This window comes from Georgenia wangjunii, from assembly GCF_036421975.1.
Taxonomy (GTDB): Bacteria; Actinomycetota; Actinomycetes; order Actinomycetales; family Actinomycetaceae; genus Georgenia_A; species Georgenia_A wangjunii.
In genome coordinates this window covers 348,858-364,060 of record NZ_JAZGON010000003.1, presented here as the reverse complement: position 1 = coordinate 364,060, position 15,203 = coordinate 348,858, and the positions used below count along the sequence as shown (strand labels likewise).

The following is a 15,203-nucleotide window of genomic DNA, read 5'->3' as shown; positions in this document are numbered from 1 at the left end:
GGCCAGCGCCCACCTGCGGTCGTCGATCACGAGACCTCACCGGCCGATCCGCACGAGGATCCTAAGCGTCCGCGACGGAAGCCGAGCACCAACGCCTTCGCACGGTACACGCGAGCCGGTGGGGCAGGAGGAGTCTTTCCTCCTGCCCCACCGGCTCATGTGCGTGCTGCGCGGCTGCGCGGTGCCGGTCCCCGGGGCGCCTGGTCGGCGCCCCGGGGAGGCGGATCACTCAGCCAGGAGCCACTGCTCGGCGTTCCACGCCACACCGTTCTGGGTGGCCGTGTGCCGGACGTTCTCCATCCCGGCGGTGTGCGCGACGACACCGGGGTGGGCGAACAGCGGGATGCCGTACAGGGTGTCCCACAGCTCCCTCTCGATGACCTTGGTCTGCTCGAGGTGGACCTCCGGGTCGAGCGACGCGGCGAGCGTGGCCCACGCCTCGTCGACCGTCGTGTTGGAGTAGCCGCCGTAGTTCTGCGGGTAGTCCGTCGAGTAGATGTTCTGGCCCGAGGCGATCTGGCCGGAACCGGCCCACGCGAACAGCGCGACCTCGTAGTCGCCGGCCGGGAGGGCGTTGGCGAAGAAGTCCGCGGTGCCGACGTCGGTGACGTTGAAGCCGACCTGGTCACAGCTCGACTTGATGATCTCGACCTCGCTGGTACGACGCGGGTTCGGCGCGGAGTAGCCGATGCGGACGTCGATCGGGGTCGCGATGCCGGACTCGGCGATGAGGCGCTCGGCCTCCTCGAGGTTGACCTCGTCGAAGCGACCGTCGTAGGACTCGCCGAGGATCTCGTCGTAGTTGTCCTGGAAGGGGAACACCTCGCGGGCGTTCATGAGCTCCGCCTCGGGGTCGACCGGGGCGATGAGGTTGTCGACGATCTGCTGACGCGGCACGCAGTAGGCGAACGCCTCGCGCAGGGCCAGGCCACCCTCGTCCTCGGTGAACACGCCGTTGTTGAAGTTGAAGTCGAGGTGCTCCCACGTGAGCTCGGCGCCCGTCTGGACCTCGACCCCGTCGCCGAGCTGCTCGAGCTGCGGCAGCGTGTCGACCGTGGCCTGCGGCTCGATGACGTTGAGGTCACCGTTCTCCAGGGCCTGGGTGTGGGCGTCCGCCGCGAGGAAGCGGAAGGTGATCCGGTCGGTCGCGGCCGGGGTGCCCCAGTACTCGGGGTTGGCCTCGAGCGTGATCGACTGGCCGGCGGTCCAGCCGCCCTCCATGAGCTGGTAGCGGCCGCCCGAGGGCGCGATGGCCGGGTCGGGGAGCTCGCCCGGGTTGGAGAGCCAGCCCTCGTTCCAGAACTCGGCAGCCTGCGTGAGCAGCTCGACGTCCTGGTCGACGATCGCCTGGACGAGCTCCTCCTCCGTGACACCGATCTGGTCCGCCACGACGTGGGCGGGCAGGAGGTAGGCGCCGGTGACGAGCTTCCAGTCCGGGTACTTCTCGGCGTACTCGACCGTGAAGGTCTTCGCGTCGAAGCTGTCGGCCTGCGGGCCGTCCGGGACCTGCACGTTGGGGTAGTCCGGGCCGGAGACGTGGTTGAACACCGGGGCGGCCGGGTCGGGCGAGAGCCACTCGGGGTTCTGCGAGACCCACTCGAACATGAAGTCCGCGTAGTCGATGGCGTTGCCGTCGGACCACGTCGCGTCGTCGCTGACGGTGTACTCGATGACGAGGGGCTCGTCACCCTCGAGGCCCGAGACGACCTCGACCGAACCGAACTCCGGGTTCTCGTGGATCGTGCCGTCCGTGCCGAAGTAGAAGAAGCCGTCGGGGCGGACGCGGTCCATGATGACGTTGTTGTACGTCGAGTAGGTGTCCGCCGTGAGGGTGTTGTACCCGGTCCACTCGTCCTGGCCGGTGGAGTAGAAGATCTCCCCGTCGGCCGTCTCGGTGATGTCGAGCTCTTCCTTGTCCGTGCCCTCGTAGGTCCCGGAGCTGCCGGACCCCGTGGTCTCCTCGCCGCTTGCGGTCGAGTCGCCGGTCGCGTCCCCGGTCGTGTCGTCGGGTGAGCTGGTGCACGCTGCGAGAACGAGCGCCCCCACTGCGACGACCGACGCGGCCTGAGCCGTACGCCTGATCTTCAATGTTCCTCCTGGATGCGAAAGACGCGCCCACCAACCTGGTGAAGCCCGAGGCACCTGGGTCGCAGGTGCCGGTCAGCTGGTACGCGCCGAGTGCCGCCAACGTACACATGTCGGTGACGGGTATCCCATAGGCGAAATCCAACGGAAACCGGATCGTTATGGAGTTGAGACTGCGATCACACTACGTCTCACGATGTGGACGAATGTCGAGATGTCTCAACACCCGAAACATCAGCGACCCTTCCGCGCCGCGATCCTCCAACGCCCTTGTCGGAATCGTGCAACCGCGTTGTCGCGATCCTGCAGGCTCCCGTCGTGATCAGGCGGACGTTCGGGACTGGCCGGCTGACCCGCCCGCACACCGCCCGTCACGTCTCGCGAGAGTGCGGGACCTCCGGGCTGAGCTCGAGCGTCGCTCCCGGGATGGCCGCGAGGAGGTCGCGCGTGTACTGCTGGCGGGGGTTGTCGAAGACGTCGTCGGTGGTGGCGAGCTCGACGAGACGACCTTTCTCCATCACCGCCACGCGGTCGGCGATCTGGCGGACGACGGCGAGGTCATGGGTGATGAAGAGGTAGGTCAGCCCGAGCTCGGCCTGGAGGTCGTTGAGGAGCGTGAGCACCTGGGCCTGCACGAGCACGTCGAGGGCCGAGACTGCCTCGTCACAGACGAGGAGCTCCGGGTTCAGTGCGAGCGCACGAGCAATCGCGACGCGCTGGCGCTGCCCGCCGGAGAGCTCGTTCGGGTAGCGGCGCATCGTCGAGCGCGGCAGGGACACGAGGTCGAGGAGCTCGGCCACGCGGGCGGCGCGCTGCCTCTTGCCGCCGGCCCCATGCACGCGCAGCGGTTCCTCGACGGTCCGGAAGATGGAGTACATCGGGTCGAGCGAGCCGTAGGGGTCCTGGAAGATCGGCTGGACCTGCCGGCGGAAGTCGAACAGCTGCCTCTTGCCCAGCGACCCCACCTCGGTACCTTCGAAGATCACCCTCCCCTCCGTGGGCTCCAGGAGGTTGAGCATGATGTTGGCGACCGTGGACTTGCCCGAGCCGGACTCGCCCACGAGCGCCATCGTCGACCCGCGGGGAATCGCGAACGACACGTCGTCGACGGCCTTGAACTCCGTGCCGGTTCCAGGGACGGCACCGCGCAGGTTGAAGACCTTGGTCAGGTGCTGGACCTCGACGATGTCAGCGGCCCGCTCGAGCTGCTTCTCGTCGTGCGCGAGGAGCTCCTCGCTCTCCACCCCGCGCGCCTTGGCGCTCTGGATCCGCCGGGAGGCCAGGGACGGTGCGGAGGCAACGAGCCGCTGGGTGTAGGGGTGACGCGGCTCGGCCAGGATCTGCCTCGCGGGCCCGGACTCCACCACGCGCCCCCGGTGCATGACCACGAGGTGCTCGGCACGTTCCGCCGCCAGGGCGAGGTCGTGGGTGATGAAGAGGACGGCGACGTGACGCTGTGAGGTCAGACGCGCGAGGTGGTCGAGGATCTGCCGCTGCACCGTGACGTCCAGGGCCGAGGTCGGCTCGTCGGCGATGAGCAGCGCGGGCTGTCCCGCCAGGCCGATCCCGATGAGCGCGCGCTGACGCATGCCGCCCGAGAACTCGTGGGGATACTGCTTGGCGCGCCTGGCAGCGTCGGGCAGGCCCGCGTCCGCGAGGACCTTCTCGACCTCGGCCCTCGCTGAGCGGCCCCTCGCGATGCCGTTGGCGACCAGTGCCTCCTGCACCTGGAAGCCGATCTTCCAGACGGGGTTGAGGTTGGACATCGGGTCCTGGGGAACGAGCCCGATCTCCCACCCACGAAGGTGCTCGATCTCCTTCCGGGAGGCCCCGACCAGCTCCCGGCCGGCGAACCGGATGGAGCCGCCGGTGATGGTGCCTGTGCCGGGCAGCAGGTCGATGACGGCGTGGGCGGTGGTGGACTTGCCGGACCCGGACTCCCCCACGATGGCCACCGACTGCCCGGGGTAGACGGTGAGGTTCGCGCCGCGCACGGCCGGCACCATGCCGGTCGAGGAACGGAACGCCACCTCGAGGTCACGGATCTCCAGGAGCGGCTGGTTCGGGTCGACGGCTCGCCGAGGCGCCGTCGCCGTCAGGTCGTCGGTCATCGAGCACGCACCTTCGGGTCCAGCGCGTCGCGCACGGCGTCGCCCAGCATGATGAAACCGAGCACCGTGAGGGCCAGGGCACCGGCGGGGTAGAAGAGGACGGCCGGACGTGTCCGCAGCGACTGCTGGGCCTGGGAGATGTCCCCGCCCCACGAGACGATCGAGGGTGGCAGCCCGATCCCGAGGAAGCTCAGCGTCGCCTCGGCGACGATGAAGGTGCCGAGCGCGACCGTCGCGTAGACGATGATCGGCGCGGCCGAGTTGGGCATGATGTGGCGCGCGAGCACGGACAGGCGTCCCACGCCGAGCGACTGCGCGGCGGTGACGTAGTCGTTGTTCTTCACGCTCATGACCGACCCGCGGGTGATGCGCGCGATCTGCGTCCACCCGAACGAGGCGAGCACGGCGACCACGGTGAGGGTGGACCGGTTCTCGGAGAACACCTGCATGATGACGATGGCGGCGAGGACGAGCGGGATGGCGAAGAAGATGTCCGTCAGCCGCGAGAGCAGCGTGTCGAACAAACCGCCGAAGAAGCCTGCGACGGCGCCGACCGCCGTGCCGATGAGGAGGACGGCGACCGTGGTGAGCACACCGACCATGACCGAGGGGCGGGCCCCGTGGATGACCCGCGCGTAGAGGTCGCAGCCCTGCCGGTCGAACCCGAACGGGTGCCCGGGAGAGGACACGCCGAGGGAGTTGGCCAGCTCGCAGAACCGAGGGTCCTGGGCCGTGAACAGCGTCGGGAAGGCCGCGACGAGCGAGACCAGGACGATGAGGACGGCGGAGACCCAGAAGATCGGGCGCCGGCGCAGCTTGCGCCACGCCTCGGACCACAGGCTCGAGGGGGCGCCGCTCTCCGCGACGGCGTCGACGGCGCCCAAACCGGACTCGTCGAGCTCCGCGAAGAAGTGCTCCTGGGAACGTCGTGCGGCGACGGGCTCGGGCACGTTCCCCGGGCCGGAGTGGGTGATGTCAGGCATATCGGATCCTCGGGTCCAGAGCCGCGTAGAGGAGGTCGACCACGAGATTGGCGACGATGTAGATGAGCACGAGCACCGTGGTCAGGGACACGACCGTGGCGGACTCGCCCTGCAAGATCGCCCGGTAGAGCGTCCCGCCGACGCCGTTGATGTTGAAGATCCCCTCGGTGACGATCGCGCCGCCCATGAGCGCGCCGAGGTCAGCGCCAAGGAACGTCACGACCGGGATGAGCGAGTTGCGCAGCACGTGCACGCCCATGACCCGACGGTGCGAGAGGCCCTTCGCCGCGGCCGTGCGCACGTAGTCGGCGGTGAGGTTCTCCGCGACCGCCGTCCGGGTCAGGCGGAGCACGTAGGCGAAGGACACCGCGCCGAGCACGATCGCGGGCATGAGGAGGCTGCGGAAGGACGGGTCGCTGCCCGCCGTCGTCGGCAGCCAGCCGAGCTCCACCCCGACGACGAACTGGAGCACGAAGCCGATGACGAAGGTCGGCACCGCGATGACGAGCAGGGACGTCACCAGCGCGGTGGCGTCGAAGATGCCGCCCTTGCGCAGGCCGGCGACCAGCCCCACCGCGATGCCGGCGACGGCCTCGAAAACGAGGGCCATGAGGGCGAGGCGGAAGGTGACCGGGAGAGCGTCGGCGATGACGTCCATGACGTCGCGACCGGAGAAGGTGACCCCGAAGTCGAGCGTGAGGATGCCGCGCAGGTAGAGCAGGTACTGGACGAGGAAGGGCTCGTCGAGGTTGTACTGCTCGCGGATCTGCTCCTGGACCGCCGGCGCGAGCCCACGCTCGCCTCCGAGCGCCGCCACGGGGTCCCCGGGCAAGGTGAACACCATGAAGTAGATGAGCAGGGTCGCCCCGAGGAAGACGGGGACCACCTGCAGGATCCTGCGCCCGACGTAGTGGAGCATCGGCTCACCCCTCCAAGGGTGCTCGGTGCGGTCCGGAGAGCGCGCGGGAGTGCGGTTGGGTCGAGGCCTGGCGCGGCATGCGGGAGGGGGCGGGATCCGTGGGTCTCGCCCCCTCCCGGCTCAGGGCCTCGGTGCCGGTCGGTTCACTCTGCCTTGGTGACCTGGTAGATGAGCGGCTCGCTGTCCCAGCCGAACTCGACGTTGTCCACCGTCTCGGCCCAACCGCCGGTGACGTTCTGGTACCACAGCGGGATGCTGGGCAGGTCGCGGAAGAGCACCTCCTGGGCCTGCAGGTAGAAGTCGTTGGCCTCGTCGATGGACTCCGCCGTGTTGGCCTGGGCCATGAGCCCCTCGAACTCCTCGCTCGCGTAGAAGCCGTCGTTGGAGCCGGCCCCCTCCGTGTAGATCGGTGCGAGGAAGTTGGCGAGCGACGGGTAGTCGCCCTGCCAGCCGGCGCGGAACGGGCCGGTCAGCGCCTGGTTGTCGCGCGCGTCGAGGAACTCGGAGAACTGCGCGAAGGGCATGAGCTCCGCCTCGATGCCGAGGGTGTTGCGGATGCCGTTGTTGACGGCGTCCACCCAGGGCTGGTGGTCGCTGTCCGTGTTCGTTGCGATCGAGAACACCCGGTCGCCCCACGGCTCGATGGCCTCTGCCTGCGCCCACAGGTCCTGGGCCAGCTCGGGGTCGTACTCGAGCACCTCGTTGCCCGGCACCTCGTCCGTCCAGCCGTCGATGACCGGACTGGTGAAGTCGGCCGCCGGGGTGCGCGTGCCGTTGAAGATCGTCTCGGTGATCTCCTCGCGGTTGATCGCGTGCGAGATCGCCTGGCGGCGCAGGAGACCGGCCTCGCCGGACCACTCGGGCAGGTACTCCGGCACCGTGAGCGTCTGGTTGATGGCCGCCGGCTGGTTCACCGAGCGGCCGGACAGCTCGTCCTCGAACGTCGAGATGGCCGAGTTGGGGATGTTCTCGATGATGTCGAGGTTGCCGGAGAGCAGGTCGGCGTACGCGGCGTCCTCCTGGTCGTAGAAGACGACCGACACCCCACCGTTCTGGGGCACCCGGTTGCCGGCGTAGGTCTCGTTGACGACCATGTCGGCGCGCACGTTGTGCTGCCAGGCCCCCTCGCCGTCGAGCTTGTAGGGGCCGTTCCCGATGGGGTTCTCCCCGAACGCCTCGGGGTCCGCGAAGGCGGCCTCCGGCAACGGGTAGTAGGCGGTGTAGCCCAGCCGCAGCGGGAAGTCGGCCTGCGGTGCGTTCAACCGGACGGTGAACGTCCGTTCGTCGACGACCTCCAGGCCCGTGAGCTCAGAGTCCTCGTCGTAGGAGAATCCCTCGATGTCCTCGAAGAAGTAGCTGTTGGCCTGGGCGTTGCTCAGCAGCGCGCCGAAGTTCCAGGCGTCCACAAAGCTGTTGGCGGTCACCGGGGTTCCGTCGGAGAACTCCCAACCCTCCTCGATCGTGATCGTGAAGGTCTGGTTGTCCTCGGTCTCGACCGACTCGGCAACCTCGTTCTGGATGCCACCCTCCGCGTCGTAGCTCATCAGCCCCGCGAAGAGCTGGGTCATGACACGGCCACCGCCCACCTCGTTGGTGTCCGCGGGGAGCAGCGGGTTCTGCGGCTCGGTGCCGTTGACGGAGACGATCCCGCCGCCGCCCGTCGTCTCGCCCTCGGTCGCTCCGGCTCCCGTGGTCTCCTCGCCGCCACCGCCGGAGCCGCATGCACTCATCAGCAGCGATCCGCCGAGGATCGAGGCCGCCACGGCCGTTCTGCGCCTGGTCTTCATTCTTCCTCCTGGTGGATGAGCGGACAGGCTCCGTCGTCGTCGCCCGCGGGCACCATCGGCGCACCGCCGCGCGGCGATCCACGAATGATAGGCACGGCATGTGCCGATCTTTGGGATGTTCGTCACACGACGACGGGCCCCGAAGGCGCGGTAGCAGACCGTCCAGTGGGGTATCGGCCCTGTGGGGACAGCAGGCACCGCCCCCGAAGGTCAGAGGGTGTCGGCCCCAGGCGCCTACGTCCCCCGGTGAGACAGGGTCCGATACTGCCGGGCGTCCCACGCGTGGTGGACGAGCTCGTGCAGGAGGTACTGACCGAGCGACCCGGCGGTGAACACCGCGCCGTCGGACCGCCTGCCCGGCCTCTCCAGCTCGTGGGGCGCGAGCTCGGCGAACCGCGCCGCGAGCCGCTTCCCGGCGCCGTCCAGCGACCGGGCCACCTCACCCGGATCCGCCGAGCCGTACCGGCCGGCGACGGCGGCCGCGTCCTGGTCCCAGTCGGGAAAGGTGGGGTCGTCGTCCTCGAGCATGGAGCTGAGCCGTGCCGCGAAGACGGTGCAGACATCACGGAGGTGGCAGCCGTACTCGAGCGGGGACCAAGCCCCGGGCGCGGGCCGCGCCGCGGCGCCCGGCGCTGCGAGGATCTCCGGCCACGGGGTCAACGCGTCCGCGATCCGCCCGCTGACGACGTGCGCGGAGGCGCCCGCGGGGTCGAAGCCGCAGTCGGGGCAGGGATGCCTCAGCACCCACGACCAGTCCTTCGTGTCCGGGGTGACGTCGTCGGTCCCTGCGTCGTTCGTCATGGCCCCAGGGTAGGAGCGACCCCGACGGCGGGGGCGGGCGTGGTGGCCGCGTGTGCAGCGCCGGCACCCGGGGAGCACGAGACGTGCGACGAGCCCTCTGCCGCGCGCCTCGTGCGTGGCGCCGGTACGGTCCGGGCATGACGCCCGCCACGCGTGTCGCCGACGCCCTCATCCGGCTCTACCAGCAGCGCCTGTCCCCGCGGAAGGGCTGGACGTGCGCGCACCTCGTCGCCCACGGCGGGCAGTCATGCTCCGCGGCGGTACGCGGCATCATCCGCCAGCGCGGTGTCGTCGGCGGCCTCGTGCCGACGACCGTGCGCTTCCTCGCCTGCTACCGCGCCGCGAGCCTGCTCATGGCCGCCGACGTCCAGGGCGTGTGCTGCTGCGGGCCGATCCCCATCCCGTTCCGCTTCGGCGGGCGCTGAGCAGCACCCTTGACCTGGCCTCGTCCCGACCTCACGCTGGCGGCATGGACATCTCAGGGGTGACGGTAGGGCTTCCGGTGAGCGACCTCGCAGCGGCGACCGAGTGGTACGGACGCGTCTTCGGCCTCGGCGCTCCCGAGCTCGCCCCGGCGGACGGCGTGGTCGAGTTCCAGCTCGGGCCGGTCTGGCTCCAGCTGGGTGAGGAGGAGCAGGCCACCCGGTCGGGTGCCGCGGTCGTCGTCCGGTTCGAGGTGGCCGACGCCACCGCGGAGCACGCCCGCCTCGCGGGGCTCGGCATCGACGTCGACGACGTCGTCCACGTGCCCGGCGCGGTCGACTACGTCGACTTCCGCGACCCGGACGGGAACGGCCTCAGCGTCTACTCCCTCGCCGGCTGAGCCCGCCCGCGAACCGCCCGCCGTACCGCTGGTGCGGGTCCGTCGGCGACGCGAGCCGGACGGCGGACCACCAACGGATCCATGGCGGCGGAGATCGCCGCACGGCGTTCGCCGTGCGCTCGCCCGCCGACGGGGCCACCATGTCCGGCAACCCGGTGCGATGTGGCACACGGCCCCTTGTACGAAGCCCGGAGGCGCACCGTGGACGTCATCATGGAGAACGTCATCACCCCCGTGTCGGACGTCCTGTGGACGTACGTGCTCGTCTACGTGCTGCTGGGCGTGGGGCTGTACTTCGGGATCCGCACGCGGTTCGTCCAGGTGAGGATGTTCGTCCGCATGATCCGCCAGATCGGGTCCTCGCGCGGCGGGTCCGCAGGCGGCATCTCGTCCTTCCAGGCGTTCTGCGTCGGGCTGGCCTCCCGGGTCGGGACAGGGAACATCGCCGGGGTCGCGATCGCGCTCACGCTCGGCGGTCCGGGGGCGATCTTCTGGATGTGGGTCGTCGGTCTCGTCGGGATGGCGACCGCGCTCATCGAGGCGACCCTCGCGCAGATCTTCAAGCTGCCGGCGTCCGACGGCTCGTTCCGCGGGGGCCCGGCCTTCTACATCGAGCGCGGCCTCGGGTCCCGGCGGGGCGGCATCATCTTCGCGGTGCTGCTCATCTTCACGTTCGGCATCGCGTTCAACATGGTGCAGGCGAACACGATCGCGGACGTCCTCTCGAGCGGGCACGGCGTGACCTCGGGGTGGACGGCGCTGCTGCTCATGGCACTCGTCGCGCCCGTCGTCTTCGGCGGGGTGCGCCGGATCGCGCGCGTCGCGGAGATCGTCCTGCCGATCATGGCGCTGGCGTACGTGCTCCTCGCCTTCGTCATCATCGCGATGAACATCACCGAGGTCGGTGGGGTGCTGACGACGATCGTCTCGGCGGCCTTCGGCGTCGGGGAGGCGGCGGCCGGGTTGACCGGTGGGCTCGCCGCGGCGCTGCTCAACGGTGCCAAGCGGGGACTCTTCTCCAACGAGGCCGGCATGGGCAGTGCCCCCAACGCCGCCGCCACCGCGACGACCAGCCACCCGGTCAAGCAGGGGCTCATCCAGTCCCTCGGCGTGTTCGTCGACACGATCATCGTGTGCTCGGCGACGGCGTTCATCATCCTGTTCGCCGGGCCGGACGTGTACGTCCCGGGCGAGACGACGGAGGGCGCCTCGCTCACCCAGGCGGCGGTGGCCAACGAGCTCGGCTCCGCCACCGCACCGCTGATGACCGTCCTGATCTTCGTCTTCGCCTTCTCCTCGGTGCTGGGCAACTACGCCTACGCCGAGATCAACATGGCGTTCATGCGCGCCCGTCCGGCGGCGCTCTTCACGTTCCGGGCGCTCGTCGTGCTCGTCGTGGGGGCCGGTAGCGTCCTCGAGCTCGAAGCCGTCTGGGCGCTGGCTGACGTCGCCATGGGCTTCATGGCGTTGGTCAACCTCGTCGCCATCGTCCTGCTGGCCCGGTGGGCGCTGGGCGCCCTGCGGGACTTCGAGCGTCAGGTCGAGGCGGGCGTCGACCCGGTGTTCTTCACCGCCGGAAACCCAGACCTCCCCCGCGACCTGACGGACAGCGTGTGGACGTCGCAGGAGTCCGGGACGAGCGCCACCAGCCCGGCCCGGCCGTAGGCACGTGCTGAGCACACCGCCATGCCGCGCACGGCGATGGCTCAGCTGCCCGGTGCCAGATCGGGACGTGCACCGCAGGTCTGAGCGCCCCGCGCCCGGTCGCGCAGCTCGCGAAACGTCGTCATGCACCGCCCGTAACTCCTTGGAAACAGCACCGTGCGAACGTGTCGATCGGCCGGTCGACGTGGTGCCCGGCACAAGCCAACCGAGGAGCACGACCTATGAGAACGAAGTCACGACTCACTGCGCTCGTCGCTGCGCCACTGGTCGTCGCCGGCCTGATCGTGCCGGCGAGCACGGCGGGCGCCTTCACCTACGTCACTGACGCCGAAGGCACCGCGTGGGGTATCCACGACGCCGCGCCGCCTGCCGTCGACACCGGCAGCATCCGGGCCACGCAGAGCGGCACCGGTGTGCAGGCGCCGTACTCGACCATGCTCAACGGCTACGGCGGGATCCGTGTGACCGTCGACGCGACCGAGAAGCACCGCTTCGACGGCGAGCTGTTGCGCGGGTTCGGCCTGACCGAGAGTGGCGAAGGGCAGTTCGAGACAACACAGTCGGTCGAGCTGAGCGGCGTGCTCGTCTCGCGGGCCGTCCACGTCGAGACGGGCGCCACCTTCGGTCGCTGGCTGGACACCTTCACCAACACCACCCAGCAGGCACTGACCGTCGAGGCGGCGTTCGGCGGGCAGACCGGCTTCGGGTCCACGGGCACGAACGCGAGCCGCGTCATGACGACGTCCAGCGGGGACGCAGACGTGACGACGGAGGACTCCTGGACCGCGTCAGCCAGCGGGACCAACGGAGAGCGCACGTCCGGCGGCCCGACCGCGACCGTCGTCGGGGAGTTCGACCGCACCGGCAACTGGCTGCGCGACACCTTCACCCAGCCGATGGGCGCGGAGGGGCACGCCGCCAACTTCCCCGCCTACGTGAACACGCTCGCGCTTGCCCCCGGGGAGACCGCCTCGCTGCTGCGCTTCGTCGTCGTCGGGCAGCCCGTGACGGCCGACACCCTGGACGCCGAGCTCGCTGAGGTGGGTGGCGTGGCTGCCGACCTCGCCGCGAACCCGGTGCTCGACGGCCTGTCGCGCACGGAGATCTGCTCCATCGTGAACTTCGGCGGCCTGGTGCCCACGGGCACCGGGGGCGAACCCGCGCACTGCCTCGGCGACGGCGCCACGGAGGTCGAGCAGCCGGAGGTGCCTGCCGCCCCGGCAACTGTCACCACCTCGTCCTACGACGTGGTCGACAAGACGATCGCGCAGATGCGAGCGGATCTGGAGGCGGGCCGCACCACGGCAGTCGAGATCACCCAGGCCTACCTGGACCGCATCGCCGCCTACGACGAGGGTCAGTTCGGGTTCAACGCCTACACCACCGTCGCGAGCGACGCGCTGGAGCAGGCCGCCGAGGCCGACCGTCGTCGCGCGGCCGGTGAGAACGGCGCACTGCTGGGCATCCCGGTAGCGGTCAAGGACCTGTACCACACCAAGGACATGCCGACGACGAACGGCTCCCTCACCTTCGACGGATTCCGGCCGACCGAGGACGCCTACCAGGTCGCGCAGCTGCGGAGCGCCGGGGCGGTCATCATCGGCAAGGCCACGATGGAGGAGTACGCGACGAGCGGCTCCTACTCCGACAGCGGCTACGGCACCGTGTGGAACGCGTTCGACCCCTCGCGCTCCGCGCTCGCCTCCTCCGGGGGCTCGGCCGTCGCCACCGCCACGAGCATGGCTGCGGCAGCGCTCGGCTCCCAGACCGGCGACTCTCTCTACGCCCCTGCCACCGCAGCGAGCCTCTTCACGCTGCGGGGTACCGACGGCATGCAGTCCGACCGCGGCGTCATGCCGCTCTCCTGGCTCCAGGACTACGCCGGCGCCATGACCCGTTCGGTCTCCGACCTGGCGGACGTCCTCAACGTCACCTCGGGTACCGACCCGCTGAACCCGGAGACAGCCGAGGCGGACGCCCACCGCCCCGAGGACTGGCGCACCGTCCTCGACGAGGACGCCCTGGAGGGCAAGCGCATCGGGATCCTGCCCTCGGTGTGGGTGGACCCGTACGGCACGACGACGACGATCGACGCGTCGGTGACCGCTCTGCAGCACATCGAGACGGCGGGCGCCGAGATCGTCGAGCTGCCCGCGGGCCCGGACGCACCCCAGCGCGGGTCCTGGAACCTCAACTGGGAGGGCTGGGCCCGGTACATCGAGTCGTACCCCGAGCTCGGGATGACGTCGCCCGCGGAGATCGTGTGCTCCCAGGACAAGCTGCCCTACACGCGGTACGCACCGGAGTTCTGCGAGGGCACGGAGCGGATGACGGACGCCGAGGTCGCCGCCTGGCGGGACTACCGCGCCCAGTACAAGGCGAACATCACCTCCTGGATGGACGAGCACGGCGTGGACGCCGTGGTCTACCCGTCGCTGCTGTCGGAGATCAGCCTCAACGACGGTGGTGGGAACCGATCCAGCTTCGGGCGCCGGGACACCCCGTCGGGCGGCTCCGGCGTGCCGACGGTCGCGATGCCGGCCGGAACGGACGTCAACGGTGCGCCGATCAGCCTGCAGCTCATGGGCCGTGCGTGGGACGACGCCGAGCTCATCGGCATGGCGTACGCCTTCGAGCAGGTCGCTGCCGGCCACGTCGCTCCGGACACCGCCCCGGCGCTGACGGTCGTCGAGGTACCCACCGAGGAGCCGACCGAGGAGCCCACCGAGGAGCCGACAAGCGTCGAACCCACCGAGGAGCCGACGACTGGGGAGCCCACCGAGGAGCCGACAACCGGCGAGCCCACGACGGACCCGACGACCGGCGAGCCCAGCGCCGAGCCGACGACCGAAGCGCCGGGCGGTCAGCTGCCGAGCACAGGTCCAGCCGGGATCGCGGTGATCCTCGTCGCTGCCCTCGCACTCCTCGTCGCAGGCGGTGCGGCACTCAGCAGGCGCCGAAGGACGCACTCGGGATGACCCGGCGGTGAATGATCCCGATCACGACGGCCGCCGGCCGCGGCTCTCCCTGGGAGAGCCGCGGCCGGCGGCTTTCGTGCGACCCGGTGCTCCCCGCCGCCGGACGCCCCGAGCCGCCTGTCCGCCCCTCCTCAGGCGCGCTCGACCGGGAACCAGAGCTCGCACGTAGCATCGCTGAAGTCCTCTGCTCGGTCGAGGACCGAGACCATCGACGGGCCGGGCCGCAGTCTCCACGGGTTCGAGGGGAACCACTCGGTCGCGGACGCCGCGTACGCCTCCTGCAGGGCCGCCGGATGTGGGCCGGACGTGCGGAACACCACCCACTCCCCCGCGTCCACGGCGATCACGTCGAGGCCGTTGGGAATCTCGGCATCTGCGGGGACGGCCACGCCGTGCAGGTAGGTCAGCGCACTGCCCTCCACGTAGTCGGGGTCGACGCCGTCGCTGACCTGCAGCAGCCCCGCAGGCTCGGTTCCGCTCAGCTGCTTGAGGCGCTCGTGCTCGGAGACGGGCAGAGAAGCGATGTGCCGCTGGATGTTCGGGTTGACGCCGTCGTGGATCAGCGGCACGCGGAAAACGTGGCCGATCAGACGGAAGGCAGGTCTTTCGACGATCCGGGCATTCACAGGGGTGCTCCCTTCGACGGTCAGGCGGAACCTGAGCAGTGGTTGGCTCTGAAAGGGGCCACCATCCCGGCGGGCGTCGCCGTGACTCGTGCCGTGCACGGCGCGGAACGCTCGTCCGAAGGCCTCGGTCGAGCCGTACCCGTAACGCACGGCGATCGTGAGCAGGTCCTCATCCCCGATGACGTCAGCCGCAGCGACGGTCATCCGTCGCCGCCGCACGTACTCGGACACCGGCATGCCTGCCAGCGACGAGAACATGCGACGGGCGTGGTAGCCCGTCGTTCCCATCGCTCCGGCCAGCTCGTCGATGTCGAGGTCGTCAGCGAGGCGCCGCTCGATCGCGTCGACGAGGCGATTGAGGATCTCTATCACGGTGACTCCCTTCCGCCTCCCACTCTCGTTCGACGCACGATCGCTCTGCCCGA

General features: G+C 70.0%; 11 protein-coding genes. 4 read left to right on the top strand and 7 right to left on the bottom strand.

Annotated elements, in window-relative coordinates:
• Positions 1-225: 225 nt before the first annotated feature.
• From V2J63_RS07735 to V2J63_RS07710, 6 genes are all read right to left on the bottom strand, one after another.
• Positions 226-2,088 (bottom strand): ABC transporter substrate-binding protein, encoded by a 1,863-nt coding sequence (locus V2J63_RS07735; RefSeq protein WP_331230436.1) that lies wholly within the window; start codon positions 2,086-2,088, stop codon positions 226-228.
• Positions 2,089-2,456: 368 nt separating this feature from the next.
• A complete protein-coding gene (locus V2J63_RS07730; RefSeq protein ID WP_331230435.1) occupies positions 2,457-4,196 on the bottom strand; it encodes an ABC transporter ATP-binding protein in 1,740 nt (579 codons plus the stop codon).
• Positions 4,193-5,179: an ABC transporter permease gene (locus tag V2J63_RS07725; protein ID WP_331230434.1), complete on the bottom strand. Its 987-nt coding sequence runs from the start codon at positions 5,177-5,179 to the stop codon at positions 4,193-4,195. Before V2J63_RS07725 ends, V2J63_RS07730 begins: the two co-directional genes overlap by 4 nt.
• The gene (locus V2J63_RS07720) at positions 5,172-6,098 is read right to left on the bottom strand and encodes an ABC transporter permease (RefSeq protein WP_331230433.1); all 927 of its coding nucleotides are present in this window, start codon (positions 6,096-6,098) and stop codon (positions 5,172-5,174) included. Before V2J63_RS07720 ends, V2J63_RS07725 begins: the two co-directional genes overlap by 8 nt.
• 143 nt (positions 6,099-6,241) lie before the next feature.
• Positions 6,242-7,885: a peptide ABC transporter substrate-binding protein gene (locus tag V2J63_RS07715; protein ID WP_331230432.1), complete on the bottom strand. Its 1,644-nt coding sequence runs from the start codon at positions 7,883-7,885 to the stop codon at positions 6,242-6,244.
• Positions 7,886-8,119: 234 nt separating this feature from the next.
• The gene (locus tag V2J63_RS07710) at positions 8,120-8,686 is read right to left on the bottom strand and encodes a DinB family protein (protein WP_331230431.1); all 567 of its coding nucleotides are present in this window, start codon (positions 8,684-8,686) and stop codon (positions 8,120-8,122) included.
• A 137-nt stretch (positions 8,687-8,823) separates the two neighbouring features.
• Here V2J63_RS07710 and yidD point away from each other — a divergent pair, with 137 nt between their 5' ends.
• The 4 genes from yidD to V2J63_RS07690 all read left to right on the top strand — a co-directional run bounded on the left by yidD (position 8,824) and on the right by V2J63_RS07690 (position 14,152).
• Complete coding sequence (gene yidD, locus V2J63_RS07705; RefSeq protein ID WP_331230430.1) at positions 8,824-9,111, top strand: membrane protein insertion efficiency factor YidD; 288 nt, start codon at positions 8,824-8,826, stop codon at positions 9,109-9,111.
• 44 nt (positions 9,112-9,155) lie between these two features.
• Positions 9,156-9,509, top strand: coding sequence for a VOC family protein (locus tag V2J63_RS07700; protein ID WP_331230429.1), 354 nt, complete (start codon positions 9,156-9,158; stop codon positions 9,507-9,509).
• Between the two features lie 201 nt (positions 9,510-9,710).
• Positions 9,711-11,174 carry an alanine/glycine:cation symporter family protein gene (locus V2J63_RS07695; RefSeq protein WP_331230428.1) on the top strand — a complete coding sequence of 488 codons (1,464 nt, stop codon included), beginning with the start codon at positions 9,711-9,713 and terminating at the stop codon, positions 11,172-11,174.
• A gap of 221 nt (positions 11,175-11,395) precedes the next feature.
• Entirely contained in the window at positions 11,396-14,152 is a 2,757-nt protein-coding gene (locus V2J63_RS07690; RefSeq protein WP_331230427.1) for an amidase family protein, read from the top strand.
• A gap of 131 nt (positions 14,153-14,283) precedes the next feature.
• Here the strand turns inward: V2J63_RS07690 and V2J63_RS07685 are convergent, their stop codons facing one another.
• Entirely contained in the window at positions 14,284-15,150 is an 867-nt protein-coding gene (locus V2J63_RS07685; RefSeq protein ID WP_331230426.1) for an AraC family transcriptional regulator, read from the bottom strand.
• Positions 15,151-15,203 lie beyond the last annotated feature (53 nt).